This is a genomic window from Sphingosinicella sp., assembly GCF_052388015.1.
In the GTDB taxonomy this organism is placed as follows: Bacteria; Pseudomonadota; Alphaproteobacteria; order Sphingomonadales; family Sphingomonadaceae; genus Allosphingosinicella.
Map to the genome: position 1 here is coordinate 1 of NZ_JBQTIN010000073.1, position 16,561 is coordinate 16,561.

A 16,561-nucleotide genomic window follows, 5' to 3' on the forward strand; every position below is an offset into this window, starting at 1 on the left:
CGCGCGTGGTGCCGAGATCGTACCAGTTGTTGGCGATGATGCCGGCCCGGCCGGGCCGTGCGCCGGTGAGGATCGTCGCATGGCCGGGGCAGGTTTCGGTCGCGGCATGGCCCTGATAGCCGGACGGAAAGACGACGCCCTGGGAGAGACGCCTTAGGCCGCCGGTGAAATGCTGGCGATATTCGGCGAACAGGTCGGCCGAAAGCGCGTCGACCGAGATGGCGACGATCAGGCGGGGAGGCGCGGGCGCCGGCTGGGCGAAGGCGCAGGAAGGGGCCAGCAAGCCGGCGGCGAGGGCGATCAGCGTCTTTTCCATGCCCCCTGATGCCACAGTCGTGTGACGATACAAGCGGCGCTGGACAGGAGGCGGGGCGGTTCCTATCGCCCCGCCATGACGGCCCATACCGATTCCATCCTCATCGTCGATTTCGGAAGCCAGGTGACCCAGCTGATCGCGCGGCGGGTGCGCGAGGCGGGGGTCTATAGCGAGATCGCGCCGTTCAACCGGGCCGACGAGACGTTCGCGCGGATGCGGCCGAAGGGGATCATCCTCTCCGGCGGGCCGTCTTCGGTGATGTGGGACGACAGCCCCCGGGCGCCACAGCATTTCTTCGACGTCGGCCTGCCGATCCTCGCCATCTGCTACGGCCAGCAGGCGATGGCCGAGCAGCTCGGCGGGCGGGTCGCACCGTCCGACCAGAAGGAGTTCGGCCGCGCCTATATCGAGATCACCGGCGACAGCATGCTGTTCGACGGCCTGTGGCACAAGGGCGAGACGCACCAGGTCTGGATGAGCCATGGCGACCGGGTCGAGGCCTTGCCCGAGGGCTTCAGCGTCGTCGCGTCGTCAGAGGGCGCGCCTTATGCGATCGCGACGGACGAGAGCCGGCGCTTCTTCAGCCTGATGTTCCATCCCGAGGTCGTGCACACGCCCGATGGCGGCAAATTGCTCGCCAATTTCGTCCGCCATGTCTGCGGCCTGCCGGGCGACTGGACGATGGCGGAATATCGGGCGACCAAGATCGCCGACATCCGCGCCCAGGTCGGCGACAAGCGGGTGATCTGCGGCCTGTCGGGCGGCGTCGACAGCGCGGTGGCGGCGGTGCTGATCCACGAGGCGATCGGCCATCAGCTCACCTGCGTCTTCGTCGATCACGGCCTGATGCGTCAGGCGGAGGCGGAGCAGGTCGTCTCGCTGTTCCGCAACCATTACAACATCCCGCTGGTCCATGTGGACGCGGCGGACCAGTTCCTCGGCGGCCTCGCGGGGCTCGACGAGCCGGAGGCGAAGCGCAAGCTGATCGGCAAGACCTTCATCGACATTTTCGAGGCCGAGGCGGCGAAGATCGGCGGCGCCGATTTCCTCGCGCAAGGGACGCTCTATCCCGACGTGATCGAGTCGGTGTCGTTCACCGGCGGTCCCTCGGTGACGATCAAGAGCCACCATAATGTCGGCGGCCTGCCCGAGCGGATGAACATGCAGCTGGTCGAGCCGCTACGCGAACTGTTCAAGGACGAGGTGAGGGTGCTCGGCCGCGAGCTGGGCCTGCCCGAAGCGTTCGTCGGCCGCCACCCATTCCCCGGCCCCGGTCTCGCCATCCGCATTCCCGGCGAGGTGACCAAGGAGCGCTGCGACATCTTGCGCAAGGCGGACGCCATCTATCTCGAGGAGATCCGCAATGCCGGGCTCTACGACGCGATCTGGCAGGCGTTCGCGGTGCTGCTCCCGGTCAAGACCGTCGGCGTGATGGGCGATTACCGCACCTACGACCATGTCTGCGCCCTTCGCGCGGTGACCAGCACCGACGGCATGACCGCCGACATCTACCCCTTCGACGCCGCCTTCCTGAGCCGGGTGGCGACGCGGATCGTCAATGAGGTCCGCGGCATCAACCGCGTGGTCTACGATTACACCAGCAAGCCGCCGGGGACGATCGAGTGGGAGTGACTGCCATGGGCCCGGTCCATGTCAATCCGGACAAGGTTCACGAATTTGAGAATATGGACGGCTTCTATCGCTGGCTGGGCGCGCATCACGACCGCGAACGGGAGGTCTGGATTAAGATCCACAAGGTGAAGTCAGGGCTGAAGTCGATCGCCGCAGAGGACGCGATCCGGGCGGCGCTGTGCTGGGGCTGGATCGACGGCATCCGCAAGTCGTTTGACGAAAAGAGCTTCCTGCAACGTTTTTCGCCGCGTGGGCCCAGGAGCGTCTGGAGCCAGATCAACGTAGACCATGTGGCGCGTCTGACCGCCGACGGAAAGATGACGGCGCACGGCCTGAAACAGGTCGAGGCTGCGAAAGCGGATGGGCGCTGGGATCGCGCCTACCGCGCGAAGGATTCGAAGATGCCCGACGATTTGCAGGCCGCGATCGATGCCGAGCCGGAGGCCAAGGCGATGCTGGCCAAGCTCACGGCACAGAATCGCTTCGCGCTGATCTTCCGAATCGGGAATCTGAAGACCGAGGCCGGGCGGAAGAAGAAAATTGCCGACATCGTCGCGATGCTGAAACGCGGCGAAACCATCCATCCCCAAAAGGCGAAGTAAGCGGACGCTCGCTGACTATGCGTCAAGCGATCGGCACGATCGATTGGGGAGAGCGATCGCCGCCAGAGAGGAGATACTGGAATGCATCGGTCGCGAATCAACGGCATCCTGATCGACTGCAACGTCGAGGACATCCATGCCGCGGCGCGTTTCTGGGCCGAGGCTCTCGGCCGTCCGATCGATCCCGATCATCCCGGCACCCGCGGCAATTATGTCATGCTGGCGACACCACCGGACGAGATCGCCGTCCAGATCCAGCGCGTCGATCACGAAAGCCGCATCCATCTCGATATCGAGACCGACGATATTCCGGCCGAGGTCGCGCGGCTCGAGAAGCTCGGCGCGACAGTCGACAAGCTGATGGAGCGCTGGGTCGTGATGCGCGCGCCGAGCGGCCAGCGTTTCTGCGTCGTCCGCGTGCAGCGCGACGGCTTTCCGAAAGGCGCGACGACCTGGGAATAGCCGGCTCGCCTCTCTGCTAACGCGCAGCGATCGCGTCGATCTCGACCAGATAGCCGTGGTGAAGCTCCGGGACCGGGATGACCGCCCGGGCCGGGCGGGCGTCCCCGAACGCTTCCGCATAGACGCGGTTGAAGGCGGGCCAGTGGGCGATGTCAACGATATAGACGTTGACCTTCAGCAGCCGCTCCGGCGCCGAGCCGCCGGCGCGGACGATGGCGAGGAGGTTGGCGAGCGCCTGGCGCGCCTGCGCCTCGAACGGCTCGTCGAAGGTGTGGACGCCGTCGGGCCGCACCGGAATCTGGCCGGCGACATAGAGGAGGCCGTTATGCGCCGTCGCCTGCGAATAATGGCCGGCCGGGGTCGGCGCGTCGGTCGTGGCGATCCGTTCGATATCCATGCCCTTGCTCCCCTTGACCCAAAGCGCGGTTGCCGCCTTCTAGTGACATGATTCTCTACGGCATCAAGAACTGCGACACGGTCAAGAAGGCGCGGGCGTGGCTCGATGTGCGGGGCGTCGCTTATGAGTTCCACGACTATAAGATCGCCGGGATCGAAGCGGCGCGGCTGCGCGCCTGGGTCGATGAGTTCGGCTGGGAGAAGGTGCTGAACCGGGCCGGCACGACCTTCCGCAAGCTGGCCGACGCCGACAAGGCCGGGCTCGACGCGGACAAGGCGGTCGCTTTGATGCTCACCCAGCCCTCGATGATCAAGCGGCCGCTGCTCGATCTGGGCGATCGCCGCCTGCTCGGCTTCGCGGCGGCGGATTGGGAGAAGGCGCTTTCTCAGAGTCATCCCGGCGAAAGCCGGGACCCAAGAACACCGTTGCAAGTCGAAAAGGCGACGATCGCGGGTGCCGACCGCTTAGTCCGAGGTCATGGGTCCCGGCTTTCGCCGGGATGACTCATTATTGTGTGCGGCGCGCCTCGACCGCTTCGATCGCGGCGGCGATCGCCTGCTCCAGGTTCATTTCGCTCGTGTCGAGCAGGATCGCGTCGTCGGCCATGACCAAAGGCGCGGCGGCGCGATGGGAATCGCGCTCGTCGCGCGTGCGGATATCCGCCAGCACATCGGGCAGATGAACGTCGAGCCCCGACCGCTTGAGCTCGGCGAAGCGGCGCTCGGCGCGGATCTCGCTGGTCGCGGTGACGAAGATCTTCACGTCGGCCTCCGGCGCGATCACGGTGCCGATGTCGCGCCCGTCGAGCACCGCGCCGCCGTCCTGCGCGGCGAAGCGCTTCTGCCGCTCCAGCAACGCCTCACGGACCAAAGGATAAGCCGAGATCCGCGAGGCGAGCCCGCCCACCGTCTCGCTCTTGAGCTCGGGATCGTCGAAGCGGATCTGCGAGATGTCGGTCGCGCGCGCGGCGCCGAACTCGCTCTCCGGGTCGCCGCCGGTTTCGAGCAGGTTGAGCGCCGTCGCCCGGTAGAGCAGGCCGGTGTCCATGTGCGGCAGGCCGAAATGGGCGGCGATCGCCCGGGCGATCGAGCCCTTGCCGCTCGCCGCGGGGCCGTCGACGGCGATGATCATGCGCCGGCCAGCCCGTCGAGCGCGGCGGCGAAGCCCGGGAAGCTGGTCGACACCGCGGTCATGTCGTCGACCGTTAGGGGCGCCAGGCCATGAAGGCCAGCCACCGCGAAGGCCATCGCGATGCGATGATCGCCTTCCGCGGCGACCGTCGCGCCGCCGGCGAAGGGCGCCTCGCCGATGCCGTGGACGATGAGGTCGTCATCCTCGATCTCGGCCCTGACGCCGATCGCGGCGAGGCCGGCGGCGGTGGTCGCGATCCGGTCCGATTCCTTGTCGCGGAGCGCGGCGAGGCCGCGCTGCCGGCTCGTCCCGCGCGCGCCGGCGGCGGCGATGGCGAGGATCGGGATTTCGTCGATCAGGCCGGGGACGCGCCCGGGCGCGAGATCGATGGCGGAGAGCGGGGCGTGCCGGATGATGAGGTCGGCGACCGGCTCCGCGGACTCCTCGCGCTGGTTTGAAAGCGAGATGTCCGCCCCCATCTCGCGCAATGCTTCGATCCAGCCGATCCGGCCCGGATTGACGCCGACGCCCGGCAGCTCGATCGCCGAGCCTGGCACGATCGTCGCCGCCACGGCGAGGAAAGCGGCGGCCGAGGCGTCGCCGGGAACCGCGATGGTGCAGGGCTTGAGCTCCGGCTCCCCGCGCAGGCGGACCGCGAGCCCGTCGATCGCCACCTCCAAGCCGAACAGAGGCAGCATCCGTTCGAGATGATCACGTGTCGCCGCGGGCGAGATCACCGTCGTCACTCCCCGCGTGTTGAGCCCGGCAAGGAGCAACGCCGATTTCACCTGTGCGGAGGGCGTGTTGAGACGATGGGTCATGGGAATCGCCGGTGCACTTCCCTCGATAGCCAGCGGCAGCCGGTCGCCGTCGATCCGCGCTCCCAATCGCCGCAGCGGTGCGGCGAGCGATGCCATCGGCCGGCGCGACAGCGAGGCGTCGCCGATCAGCTCGGCGCGGATCGGGTGGCTGGCGATCAGGCCCATCAGCAGCCGCGCCGTCGTGCCGCTATTGCCGCAATCGAGCGGCGCTGGCGGCTGCAGCAGCGTGCCAAGGCCGACTCCGGTCACCGCCCAACCGCCGCTTTCGCGCTCGATCCGCACGCCCAGCGCACGCAGCGCCGCCGCCGTCGCCGCGACATCCTCACCCTCGTTCAGCCCTGAAATCCGGCTCGTCCCCACCGCCAGCGTGGCGAGGATCAAGGCGCGGTGGGAGATCGACTTGTCGCCGGGCAGCCGCGCCGTTCCGCTCAGCGGCCCACGCGGGCCAAAGACGGCGGGCGCTCTCATCGGCGCGGGCTTTGACAGGGGGCGGGGCGTGTGGCAAGGCGCCCGCCGACGCGCGGCCCGCCCCTTCGGCGGCGGCGCATATCAAGCCACGAATACGGAGTGTTTTCACCCATGGTGAAGCCTGAATGGGGCACCAAGCGGACCTGCCCGAAATGCGGAACCCGCTTCTACGATCTGGGCAAGGAAGACCCGGTCAACTGCATCGCCTGCGGGATCAACTGGAACCCCGAGCCGGTGCTGAAATCGAAGCAGCCGATGCCGTATGAGGCGGCCAAGCCGGTAGTCGAGGTCGAGAAAGCGGACGAGGATCTGGCGACGCCCGATCTGGAGCTGGAGGTCGACGAGGATGCCGAGCAGAATCCGGACGACGAGGTCGACCTGGGCGGCGACGACGATCTCGGCGAGATCGCGGCGACCGGCGAAGACGAGGAAAGCTAGGCCGGTTGCCAAGCCGCGCCGGCTTGCCTAAATCGCAGCGCGCGTCCGCCACCCAAGGGGGGCGGGCCGAAAAAGGTTCGGGGCCGTAGCTCAGCTGGGAGAGCGCTGCAATGGCATTGCAGAGGTCAGGGGTTCGATCCCCCTCGGCTCCACCAATTTTCGTTAGCGCAGGCGGACCACAAGACGGCAAGCCCGCCAGCTTCACCCCATCCACGGCTCGCCTTCGGGCACCCCTCTGCCGAGCTTGTCCGGCAAAGGATCGTCTTTGGGCGTGAAGGTCAGCGATTCCGAGTTGATGCAATAGCGCAGGCCGGTCGGCGGCGGTCCGTCCGGGAAGACATGGCCCTGATGCGCGCCGCAGCGGGCGCAGACGATCTCCGTCCGGACCATGAAGTGGCTGGTGTCCCGGATCTCGCGCAGATGCCCGTCGGCGAAGGGCGCGGTGAAGCTTGGCCAGCCGGTGCCGCTGTCGAACTTCGCGCCGCCCCTGAACAGGGGCAGCCCGCACAGCCGGCAGCAATAGGCGCCCTCGCGCTTTTCGGTCAGGAAGACGCCGCAGAACGGTGCCTCCGTGCCGTGATCGAGCAGCACATGCCGTTCGTCGCCGGTGAGCCCGGCGACCAGCGTCTGGAACTGGTCGTCGGCCGGCGGCGTCAGGTCGAATGCGACGATCGCGGTTTCGTTCATCTCAATGGTCTCCTCATGGCACCAGCGCGACCAGCGGCCGTCCCTTCTCGACAATATAGGTGGCGAGCTCGACCGCGTCACCGCTGCCGGCGTTGCGCGCCGAATGGACCGTCCCCGCCGGGATGAACAGCACGCCGCCGGCCGCGACCGTCACCGGCCGGCCGTCGACGCGATATTCGAACGTGCCCTCGAGGACGTTGATGATCTCCTCGCCCGGATGCCGGTGATCGGGAAAGACCACGCCCGGCGCCAGCGCGACCCGTACCTGGATCACCTGGCGCCCGGGGGCGGAAAGATCGTGCCGCTGAAGCTCGGTGCGCGTGACTCCGGGCGGGGGCGTCTGGGCGTTCAGCGCCCAGGCGCTTCCCGCGATCAGCAGTGACGACAGCCATCGGCCGTGCATGGCAAGGCTCCTTGCAAACAGGGTTGGCGGGTGCGCGGACGGCGCCCGGTGACGCCGTCCGCGCGCTCCGTTCTACCGCACCGATCTGAATCCAGCCCGCATTTCCTGTACGAGGAATTCGGGCTGCTCGAAGGCCGCGAAATGTCCGCCCTTGGGCAGCCGGTTGTAATGGATGAGCTTGGGATAGGCCCGCTCCGCCCAGCTCTTCGGCGCCTGGTTGAGCTCGTCGGGGAACGCGCTCACCGCGATCGGTACCCTGACCCCGATCGGCTCGAAGAAGTGCGCGTTGTTGCGCTCGATGCCGAAGCCCGTCGAGGTGCGCGGAAGCGCCTCCCAGTAGAGCCGCGCCCCGGAGATCGCGGTGTTGGTCAGCCAGGCGATGGTGACGTTGTCGAGCACGTCATCACGCGTGAGACCCTCGGTTTCCCCATCGAAGGCACGGGCGATCATCCGGTAGCTCGAGACGTCGTGGTCGAGGAACCACGCGGCGAGGCCGACCGGCGAATCCGCGATCCCATACAGCGTCTGCGGACGGTGCCCCATCTGGTTCGCGTAAGCGAGGCCGTGGGTGAAGAAGAGGTCGAGCCGCTCATAGGCCCACAGCTCGTCCTCGGTCAGACCTTCGGGCGGACCGTTGCCGGCGCGCAGCGCATCGAACACTTCCGGCGGCGCGGTCGACGGAATGTTGGTGTGGATCGCGAGCAGCTCCGGCGGCGCGATCGCGCCCATGATCTCGGTTATCAAGGCTCCCCAATCGCCGCCCTGCGCGACGAAGCGGGTATAACCGAGCCGCTTCATCAGCGTTAGCCAGGCGCCGACGATCCGCGGCGGATTCCAGCCCGCCGTGGTCGGCCTCGCGGAGAAGCCGTAGCCGGGCATCGACGGGATCACCACGTCGAACGCATCCGCCGCCGTCCCGCCATGGGCGGTCGGATTGACCAGCGGATCGATGATCTTGAGCTGCTCGACGATCGAGCCCGGCCAGCCGTGGGTGATGATGACGGGCAGCGCGTCTTCATGGCGCGAGCGGACGTGAATGAAATGGATGTCCAGCCCGTCGATCTCGGTGATGAAATTGGGCAGCGCGTTCAGCCGCGCCTCGCATGTGCGCCAGTCATAGTCGGTCGCCCAATAATCGGCGAGCTTCCGCATTGTAGCCAGCTGCACACCCTGCGAGTCGTCGGCGACTGTTTCGCAGTCCGGCCATCGCGTCGCGGCGATCCGGTGGCGGAGGTCGGCAAGATCGGCATCGGACGCATGGAACTCAAACGGTCGGATCGATTCGGCGCCCGGCTCGATCAGCGAGGCTTCGAGCATCGTGCCGCTCGCGTTCGCGGCGGCTGGAGCGTCGGAGGTGCCGGGCGTGGGAGGCGCGCGCAGATCGGACATGACCATTCTCCTGCTCTCAAAAGGCGATGGCACGCGTACGCAACGCGTAATCGGCCGTGGAGAATGCGAAGGTCCGCAATGGTCGCGCGGTCGGCGCGCTGTGCGCCTCGCCCGGTGAGTCGTCAACGGCAGATCGATGACAGGCGACGGCGGGAAATTTGAGAGGAGCAGGCGGGTGCCGGTGACGCCGCTTTTCAGGAGCCGCGGGCCACGCGGACGCCGCCTTCGATCGCGACGCGGGGACCGGAACGCCTCGGCGTGGACGCGCGGCGGCGCGGCGCGCGATCCGATTGGGCGGACGGCCGGCCGCTGAGAGTCCGGAAGCGCACCGGCTGCTCCTCGACCGGAATCTCCATGATCGCCATGCCAACTGTTTGCAGGCGCGGCGACGTCGGCCTGGGCCTCAGCGTCCGGCGCAGGACGGCGGAGTCGCGAGCGGACCAGGCCGGCTCGTCAGCGCGCTCGACCCGCTCAACCTGTTGCGGGCCGAGGGTCTCGGGCCCGCTGCCGGGGAGCCGATAGAAGATATGATCGCCCACCACCGCCTGCTGCACCAGGCTCGGCGCCCAGTAAGGCAGGATGGCGGTGGTGTGATAATTGAGCGCGAGGCCGACCGGCCGATAGACACTGCCCCTGAGCGCCGCCGCCGCGATGCGCTCGGCGCGCGCCCAGGCGCGTTCGTCGATCCCGCCGTTCATCGAGCCGTCGCAGGTGAAGCTGAACTGGCAGCCGGTGCTGCGCTCCGAGCCCTGGAAGACGACGCCGCAGATGCTGCTCGGATAGTTCGGGTGGCGAGACCGGTTGAGCACGACCTGCGCCACCGCGCGCTGGCCGTCGTCCGATTGGTTGCGCGCTTCGTAATAGATCGCCTGGGTCAGGCATTCGAGCGCGGCGGGATCGCGGCCGGCGGTGAACGGCGCGGCCGCGCCATCGCGCGCCCATGCCGGATTGGGCATGGCCGTGGCGAGCGCGGCGGACAACAGAACGAACTGACGCATGAACGAGCCCGAGCGAAGGGACTCGCGGCTCTACGCTGAGAGTCTTGGCAAGCGGTTAAGCGGTGCGGTGCCGTCGTCCGGCTATTCGAGACCCAGCCACTCCGCCATCAGCGCCAATTCCGCAGCCAGCCGCTCGCGTGTTTCGGGCGGGGCGGCGGGCTCGAGGTGGATGTTGCGGGCGATCAGGCGGCCGGCCTGGCGATCGCTCTTGAGGTCGACGCGGGCGACGAGGGCTTCGTCCATCAGAAAGGGCAGGACGTAATAGCCGTGCTGGCGCTTCTCGGCGGGCACGTAGATCTCGATCCGGTAGCGGAAGCCGAACAGGCGCTCGGCGCGGGCGCGTTCCCAGATCAGGGGGTCGAAGGGGGCGAGCAGCGCCTGACCGCTTATCCGGCGGGGGCGGCGGGCTTCGGCGTGTAGGAAGGCGGGCTGGCGCCAACCCGCGACGGTAACCGGCAGCAGCGCGCCTTCCTCGACCAGCACATCGATCGCCGGCTTTGCTTCGTCGGGTTTCAGGCGGAAATAGTCGCGCAGGTCGGCGGCGGTGGCGACGCCATGGGCGCGGGCGGAAAGGTCGATCAGGCGGCGCTGCGCTTCGGCCGGTTCGGGCGTCGGCAAGGCGAGAATGGCGGACGGGATCACCCGTTCGGTGAGGTCGTAGACCCGCTCGAAGCTGCCGCGCCGGGTCGCGGTGGTGATGTGGCCGGACCAGAACAGGAATTCGAGCGCCTGCTTGGTGTCGCCCCACTCCCACCAGCCGGAGCGGCTCTTGCCATGCTCGAAGTCCGACGCGGCCATCGGCCCTTCGGCGCGGATGCGGGCGAGGATCGCCTCGGCCTCCGGCCGCCGCTCATGGGCGAAGGCCTTGAGCCGCGTCCAGCCGCGCAGGCCGCGCTCGGCCTCGGCCATCCGCCAGCGCAGCAAAGGATGGAGGGCGAGGGGCAGCAGCGACGCCTCGTGCGCCCAATATTCGAACAGGCGCCGCTGGCGCTTCGGGCCCCAGGCGGCGCGATCGAGCAGGGCGCGGTCATAGGCGCCGAGCCGCGAGAAAGCGGGCAGATAATGGGCGCGGGCGAGGACGTTGACGCTGTCGATCTGGTGGAGGCCGACGCGGGCGACATTGCGGGCGAGATGGCCGGCCGTCACCGCCGCCGGCCGGGCGATGCCGAAGCCCTGCGCGGCGAGCGCGATCCGCCGGGCGGCGGCGATGGTGAGGCGTTCCGGCGCTTGCGTCATTGCCGCAGCAGAGCAGAGCGGCCGCGTCGGCTCAAGCGGAGACGGCACTCGTCAGCTTGAGTCATTCCGGCGAAAGCCGGAACCTATGAACAGAAGCGTTCGGCTCGCCGCACAAGCATTTCCGTCAGCTGCGGTGTTCATGGATCCCGGCCTGCGCCGGGATGACACTGAAGGTGTAGGCGGGCTAGCCTGTCCCCGATGTCTGACGACCTAACCACCGCCGCGCCGGCTTGGGAGCGATGGCTGCTTTATGCGCTGGCCGCAATGGCAGCCGTGGCGGGGCTGGCGGCGCGGCTGTGGATCGGGCGCGATCTGCCGCTCTGGGTCGACGAAAGCTGGACGGTGATGGTCGCGACCCAGCCGGATTGGGCCGGTATGTGGCGCGAGGCGTGGCGGGACGCGAACGCGCCGCTTTACTATGCGCTGATGGCGCTCTGGACGCCCGTCGCGGGCGTTTCGGATGTGGCGCTGCGGCTGCCGAGCCTGCTCTGCGCGGGGACGGCAGGCCTGCTCCCGATCCTGTGGCGAGCGCCTGGGCTGACTCTAGGTGCTCGGCTTGCCTGGGGCGCGATGATCTGGCTTTGGGTCGGGGGCCTCGGCTTCGCCGCCGACGCGCGGGTCTATGCGTTGCTGCTGCTGCTCGCGACGGCGCAAACGATCGCCTTCGTCCGCCTGCTGGACTCGCCCGATCGGCGCGCGGCGCTCATCTGGGCGACGCTCGTGTCGCTCGCCGGCCTTGCCCACTATTTCGCCCTGTTCCTGACGTTGGCGCAAGGCGCATTCCTGCTCGCCGCGCTCGGCCCGCGCGTGACCCTGCGCCTCTGGCCAGCCGGCCTCGCCTTCGTGCCACTCGCCGGCTGGCTGGCCATCCACCCGCCGCGCCTGCTGGAGTTCGCGCGGCCGGATGTCGGCTGGTACGTCCGGCTCGACGCCGGGACGTCGCTGGCGTTGACCCAATATCTTGTCGGGCCATGGGCATGGCCCTTCCTGTTGCTGCTCGCGGTCGTGCTGGGGGCGACATGGTTGCTGCGCGGCCACCGCGAGGAAGGCGCGGACACGAAACCTCTCGTGCTCGCCGCGCTCGCTGGCGTGATCGCTTTCGCCCTGGTGCTGATCCTCGGCTGGCTGCGGCCGAGCGTCACAGCGCGCTATCTAACGCCGTTCGTCCCGGCCGTGCTGCTCGGCCTTATATTGATCGCACGCCAAGCGCGCCGGGCGCAGCTCGCTTACGCTTTGCTGATCGCCGCCTACCTGCTGCCGCTCGCCGAGTTGCCGGCGATCCGCGCCGAGCTCCAGGCCCGCAACGCCTACAGCCTCGCGCCGGCCTCGGCTTGGCTGGCACCGGCGCGGCCGGAGCGGGTCGCCTTGCTCTGGGATCATCCCAACATGGCGATCGTCGCCGATGAATCGCTGCGGCCGGTCGGCAGCTTCTTCCTCAATCGCGCCGGCGTGCCCGCCGAGACCGACGTGATGCGCGTCGCGCGCGACGGCGATGCGGCGACCGCGCTGTCGGCGACGCCGGCCGCGATCTTCTGGCTCTATGATGACGGCTACCGGCCCGGCACTGCCGCAGCCATAGGCCGGCTCGCGGCGTCGCGCCCGTGCCGCCTGTTCCCGCGCGAAAGCGGACGCGGTGTGCTGGCCTGTGCGCCGCTTCGATGATAAAGTCCGCAGCCATGTTCACCGACATGCGCGAAGGCCAGGCGCAGGACTGGGCCCATATCGCCGCCGAGCATGGCAAGCATCAGCAGGCGACGGCGCCCCGGCAGATCATGGAGAGCCTCGCCCGGCTGGAGGCGATCGAGGTCGGCTTCGCCGCGAACCAGCTCACCCACTCGCTGATGGCCGGGACGCTTGCCCGCCGCTCGGGCGCGAGCGACGAGGAGGTCGTGGCAGCGCTCTGCCACGATCTCGGCAAGCTCTTCTCGATCCCCAATCACGGCCCGATCGCGGCCGAGATGCTGAAGCCCTATGTGCGCGATGACATTTATCACGCGGTTTACTGGCACCAGGAGTTCCAGGGCCGCTATTATTTCGAGCATCTCGGCAAGGACCCGGAAGGGCGCAAGCGCTTCGCCGATGAGAGCTGGTACGGTTTCGCCGAGAAATTGGTCGACGAATGGGACGCGCCGGCCTTCGATCCCGCGTTCGATGTCGACAGCCTCGAGAGCTTCGAACCCGAGGTGACCCGCATCTTCACTCGCCCGAAGGCGATGGTCTGACCGTCCTAAAACGGGATCAGGCGCCCGCCGCGGCGGCTTGCGCGGACATGGTGAATCGATTCTTAAGGGCGGTGATGAACCGCCTGTCGCGCCTGATCGTCCGCCGTGTCGGCCGCTTCGCGCTCGCCGCGCCGCTGCCGGAGCCGATGCCCTTCGGCGGGATTCCCGCGGCGCAATGGCTCGACGACCTCAAGCTGTTCGCGACCGGCTGGATCGGCGGCCTCGTGGTGTTCGGGACGTTCTTCGGCTGACACTCAGACGTCCGCCGGCAGGCCCTCGGTGTCGGCGCATTCGGGCGTGTCGCAGGCCTTGTGCAGCTTCCAGCCGAGCCAGGCGGAGAGCAGGCACATCGCTGCGGCGAAAAGAAGTTGATCCTCTCCGGCGACCCCGGCGATCGAGAGGCCGCCGGCGATGATCGAGCCGATCACCATCGCGCCCGAATTGACGATATTGTTCGCAGCGACCGTGCGCGCCGCCTGCGACTTCGGCACCGTTGTCGTCAGGAAGGCGTAAAGCGGCACGACGAACATGCCGCCGAAGATCGCGATGCCGAGCAGGGACCCGAGCAGGGGCCAGTTGCCGGGATGATCCATGAAGGCGGCGAGATCGTAAAGCCGGCCGTCAGGCAGCCCCTGCCAGTTCGCGCAGACGAGATGGAAGGCGACGACGAAGACGCCCATCGCCAGCACCGAGGGCATCGAGTAGCGGGCCGAAACCTCGCCCTTCAGCAGCCGGTTCACCGCGACCGAGCCGATCGCGACGCCGATCGAGAAGATGGCAAGGAACAGGCTGGCGACCGCGCGATCGGCGGTCAGCACGTTCTTCACCAAAGGCGGGAACTGGATGAACAGCACCGCGCCGATCGTCCAGAAGAAGCTGATCGAGACGATCGCCAGGAACAGCCGCGGGATGTGCAGCGTGGCGCTGATCAGCCGCCAGGAGGAGCGGAAGACGTTGAAATCGATGACATGGCCTTCCTCCAGCGCCGGCGCCGGGGGCACCTGGCGGCCGGAGAGGTAGCCGACCAGGGCGATCAGGATCACCGCGACGGCGGAAACCTCGATCGGGATCACGCCGGCCAGGATCGTGCCGCCCAGGATCGCGATATAGGTGCCGGCCTCGACCAGGCCGGTGCCGCCCAGCACCTCGTCCTTTTGCAGGTGCTGCGGCAGGATCGCATATTTGATCGGGCCGAAGAAGGTCGAGTGCACCCCCATCGCGAACAAGGCGAGCAGGAGCAGCGGGATCGCGACGCCGTGCACGGCGATGCCCTGCCAGGCCATGAACAGGCCGGCCCCGCCGACCAGCATGATCGCGATCTCCGCCGCCTTCACGATCCGGATGATCCGTGCCTTGTCGGTCGCGTCGGCGAGCTGGCCGGCGAGCGCGGAGAGGAGGAAGAAGGGCAGGATGAAGATCGCGGTGGTGACCGCGCTGAACCAGAATTCGTCCCGCTCGCTGTTGTAGACTTGGTAGACGACGAACAGCACCATCGCGTTCTTGAACAGATTGTCGTTGAACGCGCCGAGCAGCTGGGTGGTGAAAAGCGGCAGGAAGCGCCGCGTGCCGAGCAGATGGGTGGCGCCGGTCATGCGAACCTGAATCGACAAGGAAAAAGCGGCGACCGCCGGCTTAGGCTCAACAAGGCAACCCCCATGTGACGCCGGCGTGAGCGCGCGGTCGCCTCGTCATAAGCGGCGCGCGCGCCCCGGCCAAGCCCCCGATAGTGCGCCCTCCCCAATGTCGAGCTTTGCCGCTAAGGCAGCCCGCGGATGCTGACCCTGCCCAACATCCTGACCCTGTCGCGCATCCTCGCGGTGCCGATCCTGGTGTTCCTGCTCTGGCGGCCCAGCCCGCTCGAATATGGAATCACCTTCATCCTCTACTGCATCGTCGGCATCACCGACTATCTCGACGGCTATCTCGCCCGCGCGCAGGGGACGGTGTCGCGGCTCGGCCAGTTCCTCGATCCGATCGCCGACAAGATCATGGTGGCGGCGGTGATCCTGCTGCTGGTCGCGCGGCCGCCGGCGAGCGGGCTGCCGGGGCCGATCATCGCCGACTGGCACCTGATCCCGGCGCTCGTGATCCTCTTGCGGGAGATCATCGTCTCGGGCCTGCGCGAATTCCTCGCCTCGCTGCAGATCTCGGTCCCCGTCAGCCAGCTCGCCAAGTGGAAGACGACCCTCCAGATCGTTTCACTGGGCGCGCTGATCCTCGCCGGCGCGCTGCCGCAATGGGCCTGGGTGCATATGCTCGGGCTCGGCACGCTCTGGGCCGCCGCGGCGCTGACTTTGGTGACCGGGTGGGATTACCTCCGCGTCGGCCTGAAGCATATGGACTAATAATCCTCCCCTGCATTTGCAGGGGAGGGGGACCGCTCGAAGAGCGGTGGGGGGCTTCTTCCGCAGCAGACCCCTCCACCAGCCTTCGGCTGGTCCCATTCCCCGAGAAATCTCGGGGAGGAATGTTTACGCCGCGGCCTTCAGCGCCTCGGCCAACAGCTGAAACTCCTTCTCTCGCGGTGACCGCTTGCGCCAGACCAAGGCGATGCGGCGCGATGGATGCTCGGCGGCGAGCGGGCGGGCGACGATGCCGGTGCCGTCCAGAATGCCCGCCTGCACCGCCATTTCGGGGACCAGCGTCGTGCCGAGCCCATTGTCGACCATCTGGACCAAAGTGTGCAGCGAGGTGCCCATGATCGCGGCCTCGGCGCGCAGCTCGGGCCGGTTGCAGGCGGAAAGGACATGGTCCTTGAGGCAATGGCCGTCCTCGAGCAGCAGCAGGCTCTCCGGATCGATCGCCGCCGGCGCCACCGTTTCGGGCGCCGCCGCGCCGGGCGGGAAGGCGACGAGGAAGCGGTCTTCGAACAATTCCGCCCGGTCGACCTCGCCGCAGGCGTAGGGCAGAGCGAGCAGCACGCAATCGAGCTGGCCGCGCTGAAGGGAGTCGCAGGCCGCCTGGCTGGTCTCCTCGCGCAGATAAAGCCTGAGGTCCGGCCATTTCGCCCGCAGGCGCGGCAGCAGAGCGGGGAGGAGAAAGGGCGCGATCGTCGGGATCACGCCCATGCGGAGCTCGCCAGCGAGCGGCTTGCCGGTGGCGCGGACCATGTCGGCCAGGTCCTCCGCGTCGCGCAGGATGCGCCGTGCCTTCGCCGCCACCCGCTCGCCGAGCGGCGTGAAGCGCACCACCCGCCGGGTCCGCTCGACGAGAATGATTCCCATCAGGCTCTCCAGCTCCTTGATCCCGGCCGAGAGGGTGGACTGAGTGACGAAGCAGGCGTCCGCCGCCCGGCCGAAATGTCCATGGTCGCTGAGCGCGACCAGATATTGCAGCTGCTTCAGGGTGGGGAGGTGGGT

Annotated in this window: 19 protein-coding genes, 1 tRNA gene and 1 pseudogene; 10 read left to right on the plus strand and 11 right to left on the minus strand. The window is 68.0% G+C overall.

Annotation, left to right across the window (positions count from 1 at the left end):
* Positions 1 to 316: alkaline phosphatase family protein (locus ACT4N3_RS06220; RefSeq protein WP_444854343.1), on the minus strand; the 316-nt coding region annotated here is incomplete at its 3' end.
* Between the two features lie 75 nt (positions 317 to 391).
* On the opposite strand from ACT4N3_RS06220, the gene guaA reads away from it, so the two are divergent.
* The 3 genes from guaA to ACT4N3_RS06235 all read left to right on the plus strand — a co-directional run bounded on the left by guaA (position 392) and on the right by ACT4N3_RS06235 (position 3,012).
* Positions 392 to 1,948 (plus strand): glutamine-hydrolyzing GMP synthase, encoded by a 1,557-nt coding sequence (gene guaA / locus ACT4N3_RS06225; protein WP_444854344.1) that lies wholly within the window; start codon positions 392 to 394, stop codon positions 1,946 to 1,948.
* Positions 1,949 to 1,953: 5 nt separating this feature from the next.
* Complete coding sequence (locus ACT4N3_RS06230; RefSeq protein ID WP_444854345.1) at positions 1,954 to 2,550, plus strand: YdeI/OmpD-associated family protein; 597 nt, start codon at positions 1,954 to 1,956, stop codon at positions 2,548 to 2,550.
* Positions 2,551 to 2,631: 81 nt separating this feature from the next.
* Entirely contained in the window at positions 2,632 to 3,012 is a 381-nt protein-coding gene (locus ACT4N3_RS06235) for a VOC family protein (protein WP_444854346.1), read from the plus strand.
* Between the two features lie 16 nt (positions 3,013 to 3,028).
* On the opposite strand, the gene ACT4N3_RS06240 is transcribed toward ACT4N3_RS06235, so the two are convergent.
* Complete coding sequence (locus tag ACT4N3_RS06240; RefSeq protein WP_444854347.1) at positions 3,029 to 3,409, minus strand: RidA family protein; 381 nt, start codon at positions 3,407 to 3,409, stop codon at positions 3,029 to 3,031.
* Positions 3,410 to 3,456: 47 nt separating this feature from the next.
* Here ACT4N3_RS06240 and ACT4N3_RS06245 point away from each other — a divergent pair.
* A pseudogene (locus ACT4N3_RS06245) lies at positions 3,457 to 3,792 on the plus strand (ArsC family reductase); the annotation flags it as partial.
* A gap of 124 nt (positions 3,793 to 3,916) precedes the next feature.
* Here ACT4N3_RS06245 and cmk read toward each other — a convergent pair.
* Positions 3,917 to 4,540, minus strand: coding sequence for a (d)CMP kinase (cmk, locus tag ACT4N3_RS06250; RefSeq protein ID WP_444854348.1), 624 nt, complete (start codon positions 4,538 to 4,540; stop codon positions 3,917 to 3,919).
* Positions 4,537 to 5,829, minus strand: coding sequence for a 3-phosphoshikimate 1-carboxyvinyltransferase (gene aroA, locus ACT4N3_RS06255; RefSeq protein WP_444854349.1), 1,293 nt, complete (start codon positions 5,827 to 5,829; stop codon positions 4,537 to 4,539). Before aroA ends, cmk begins: the two co-directional genes overlap by 4 nt.
* A gap of 111 nt (positions 5,830 to 5,940) precedes the next feature.
* Between aroA and ACT4N3_RS06260 the strand changes: the two genes are divergently transcribed.
* Together ACT4N3_RS06260 and ACT4N3_RS06265 are read left to right on the plus strand one after the other, a co-directional pair.
* A complete protein-coding gene (locus ACT4N3_RS06260; RefSeq protein WP_444854350.1) occupies positions 5,941 to 6,267 on the plus strand; it encodes a TIGR02300 family protein in 327 nt (108 codons plus the stop codon).
* Between the two features lie 79 nt (positions 6,268 to 6,346).
* Positions 6,347 to 6,422 (plus strand) — tRNA-Ala (locus ACT4N3_RS06265).
* A gap of 46 nt (positions 6,423 to 6,468) precedes the next feature.
* Here ACT4N3_RS06265 and msrB read toward each other — a convergent pair.
* The 5 genes from msrB to ACT4N3_RS06290 all read right to left on the minus strand — a co-directional run bounded on the left by msrB (position 6,469) and on the right by ACT4N3_RS06290 (position 10,980).
* Complete coding sequence (msrB, locus tag ACT4N3_RS06270) at positions 6,469 to 6,954, minus strand: peptide-methionine (R)-S-oxide reductase MsrB (protein WP_444854351.1); 486 nt, start codon at positions 6,952 to 6,954, stop codon at positions 6,469 to 6,471.
* A gap of 13 nt (positions 6,955 to 6,967) precedes the next feature.
* Complete coding sequence (locus tag ACT4N3_RS06275) at positions 6,968 to 7,357, minus strand: cupin domain-containing protein (protein WP_444854352.1); 390 nt, start codon at positions 7,355 to 7,357, stop codon at positions 6,968 to 6,970.
* A 72-nt stretch (positions 7,358 to 7,429) separates the two neighbouring features.
* Positions 7,430 to 8,746 carry an epoxide hydrolase family protein gene (locus tag ACT4N3_RS06280; protein WP_444854353.1) on the minus strand — a complete coding sequence of 439 codons (1,317 nt, stop codon included), beginning with the start codon at positions 8,744 to 8,746 and terminating at the stop codon, positions 7,430 to 7,432.
* Positions 8,747 to 8,940: 194 nt separating this feature from the next.
* Entirely contained in the window at positions 8,941 to 9,744 is an 804-nt protein-coding gene (locus tag ACT4N3_RS06285; protein ID WP_444854354.1) for a cell wall hydrolase, read from the minus strand.
* A gap of 81 nt (positions 9,745 to 9,825) precedes the next feature.
* Positions 9,826 to 10,980, minus strand: coding sequence for a winged helix-turn-helix domain-containing protein (locus ACT4N3_RS06290; protein ID WP_444854355.1), 1,155 nt, complete (start codon positions 10,978 to 10,980; stop codon positions 9,826 to 9,828).
* 198 nt (positions 10,981 to 11,178) lie between these two features.
* Here ACT4N3_RS06290 and ACT4N3_RS06295 point away from each other — a divergent pair, with 198 nt between their 5' ends.
* The 3 genes from ACT4N3_RS06295 (at position 11,179) to ACT4N3_RS06305 (ending at position 13,453) form a co-directional block, all read left to right on the plus strand.
* The gene (locus ACT4N3_RS06295) at positions 11,179 to 12,642 is read left to right on the plus strand and encodes a hypothetical protein (protein ID WP_444854356.1); all 1,464 of its coding nucleotides are present in this window, start codon (positions 11,179 to 11,181) and stop codon (positions 12,640 to 12,642) included.
* Between the two features lie 14 nt (positions 12,643 to 12,656).
* On the plus strand, positions 12,657 to 13,202 hold the full coding sequence (locus tag ACT4N3_RS06300) for an HD domain-containing protein (protein ID WP_444854357.1): 546 nt from the start codon (positions 12,657 to 12,659) through the stop codon (positions 13,200 to 13,202).
* Positions 13,203 to 13,276: 74 nt separating this feature from the next.
* Positions 13,277 to 13,453, plus strand: a complete 177-nt coding sequence (locus tag ACT4N3_RS06305; protein ID WP_444854358.1) for a hypothetical protein — start codon at positions 13,277 to 13,279, stop codon at positions 13,451 to 13,453.
* A 3-nt stretch (positions 13,454 to 13,456) separates the two neighbouring features.
* On the opposite strand, the gene ACT4N3_RS06310 is transcribed toward ACT4N3_RS06305, so the two are convergent.
* Entirely contained in the window at positions 13,457 to 14,794 is a 1,338-nt protein-coding gene (locus ACT4N3_RS06310; RefSeq protein ID WP_444854359.1) for an MFS transporter, read from the minus strand.
* A gap of 180 nt (positions 14,795 to 14,974) precedes the next feature.
* Between ACT4N3_RS06310 and pgsA the strand changes: the two genes are divergently transcribed.
* Entirely contained in the window at positions 14,975 to 15,547 is a 573-nt protein-coding gene (pgsA, locus tag ACT4N3_RS06315; protein ID WP_444854360.1) for a CDP-diacylglycerol--glycerol-3-phosphate 3-phosphatidyltransferase, read from the plus strand.
* A gap of 126 nt (positions 15,548 to 15,673) precedes the next feature.
* On the opposite strand, the gene ACT4N3_RS06320 is transcribed toward pgsA, so the two are convergent.
* On the minus strand, positions 15,674 to 16,561 hold an 888-nt coding region (locus ACT4N3_RS06320; RefSeq protein ID WP_444854361.1), incomplete at its 5' end, for a hydrogen peroxide-inducible genes activator.

What these genes read in the sequence shown, in the direction of transcription:
- guaA (WP_444854344.1), top strand. Translation starts at nt 392, where the DNA reads ATGACGGCCCATACCGATTCCATCCTCATCGTCGATTTCGGAAGCCAG.
- ACT4N3_RS06230 (WP_444854345.1), top strand. Translation starts at nt 1,954, where the DNA reads ATGGGCCCGGTCCATGTCAATCCGGACAAGGTTCACGAATTTGAGAAT.
- ACT4N3_RS06235 (WP_444854346.1), top strand. Translation starts at nt 2,632, where the DNA reads ATGCATCGGTCGCGAATCAACGGCATCCTGATCGACTGCAACGTCGAG.
- ACT4N3_RS06240 (WP_444854347.1), bottom strand. Translation starts at nt 3,409, where the DNA reads ATGGATATCGAACGGATCGCCACGACCGACGCGCCGACCCCGGCCGGC.
- cmk (WP_444854348.1), bottom strand. Translation starts at nt 4,540, where the DNA reads ATGATCATCGCCGTCGACGGCCCCGCGGCGAGCGGCAAGGGCTCGATC.
- aroA (WP_444854349.1), bottom strand. Translation starts at nt 5,829, where the DNA reads ATGAGAGCGCCCGCCGTCTTTGGCCCGCGTGGGCCGCTGAGCGGAACG.
- ACT4N3_RS06260 (WP_444854350.1), top strand. Translation starts at nt 5,941, where the DNA reads ATGGTGAAGCCTGAATGGGGCACCAAGCGGACCTGCCCGAAATGCGGA.
- msrB (WP_444854351.1), bottom strand. Translation starts at nt 6,954, where the DNA reads ATGAACGAAACCGCGATCGTCGCATTCGACCTGACGCCGCCGGCCGAC.
- ACT4N3_RS06275 (WP_444854352.1), bottom strand. Translation starts at nt 7,357, where the DNA reads ATGCACGGCCGATGGCTGTCGTCACTGCTGATCGCGGGAAGCGCCTGG.
- ACT4N3_RS06280 (WP_444854353.1), bottom strand. Translation starts at nt 8,746, where the DNA reads ATGTCCGATCTGCGCGCGCCTCCCACGCCCGGCACCTCCGACGCTCCA.
- ACT4N3_RS06285 (WP_444854354.1), bottom strand. Translation starts at nt 9,744, where the DNA reads ATGCGTCAGTTCGTTCTGTTGTCCGCCGCGCTCGCCACGGCCATGCCC.
- ACT4N3_RS06290 (WP_444854355.1), bottom strand. Translation starts at nt 10,980, where the DNA reads ATGACGCAAGCGCCGGAACGCCTCACCATCGCCGCCGCCCGGCGGATC.
- ACT4N3_RS06295 (WP_444854356.1), top strand. Translation starts at nt 11,179, where the DNA reads ATGTCTGACGACCTAACCACCGCCGCGCCGGCTTGGGAGCGATGGCTG.
- ACT4N3_RS06300 (WP_444854357.1), top strand. Translation starts at nt 12,657, where the DNA reads ATGTTCACCGACATGCGCGAAGGCCAGGCGCAGGACTGGGCCCATATC.
- ACT4N3_RS06305 (WP_444854358.1), top strand. Translation starts at nt 13,277, where the DNA reads ATGAACCGCCTGTCGCGCCTGATCGTCCGCCGTGTCGGCCGCTTCGCG.
- ACT4N3_RS06310 (WP_444854359.1), bottom strand. Translation starts at nt 14,794, where the DNA reads ATGACCGGCGCCACCCATCTGCTCGGCACGCGGCGCTTCCTGCCGCTT.
- pgsA (WP_444854360.1), top strand. Translation starts at nt 14,975, where the DNA reads ATGCTGACCCTGCCCAACATCCTGACCCTGTCGCGCATCCTCGCGGTG.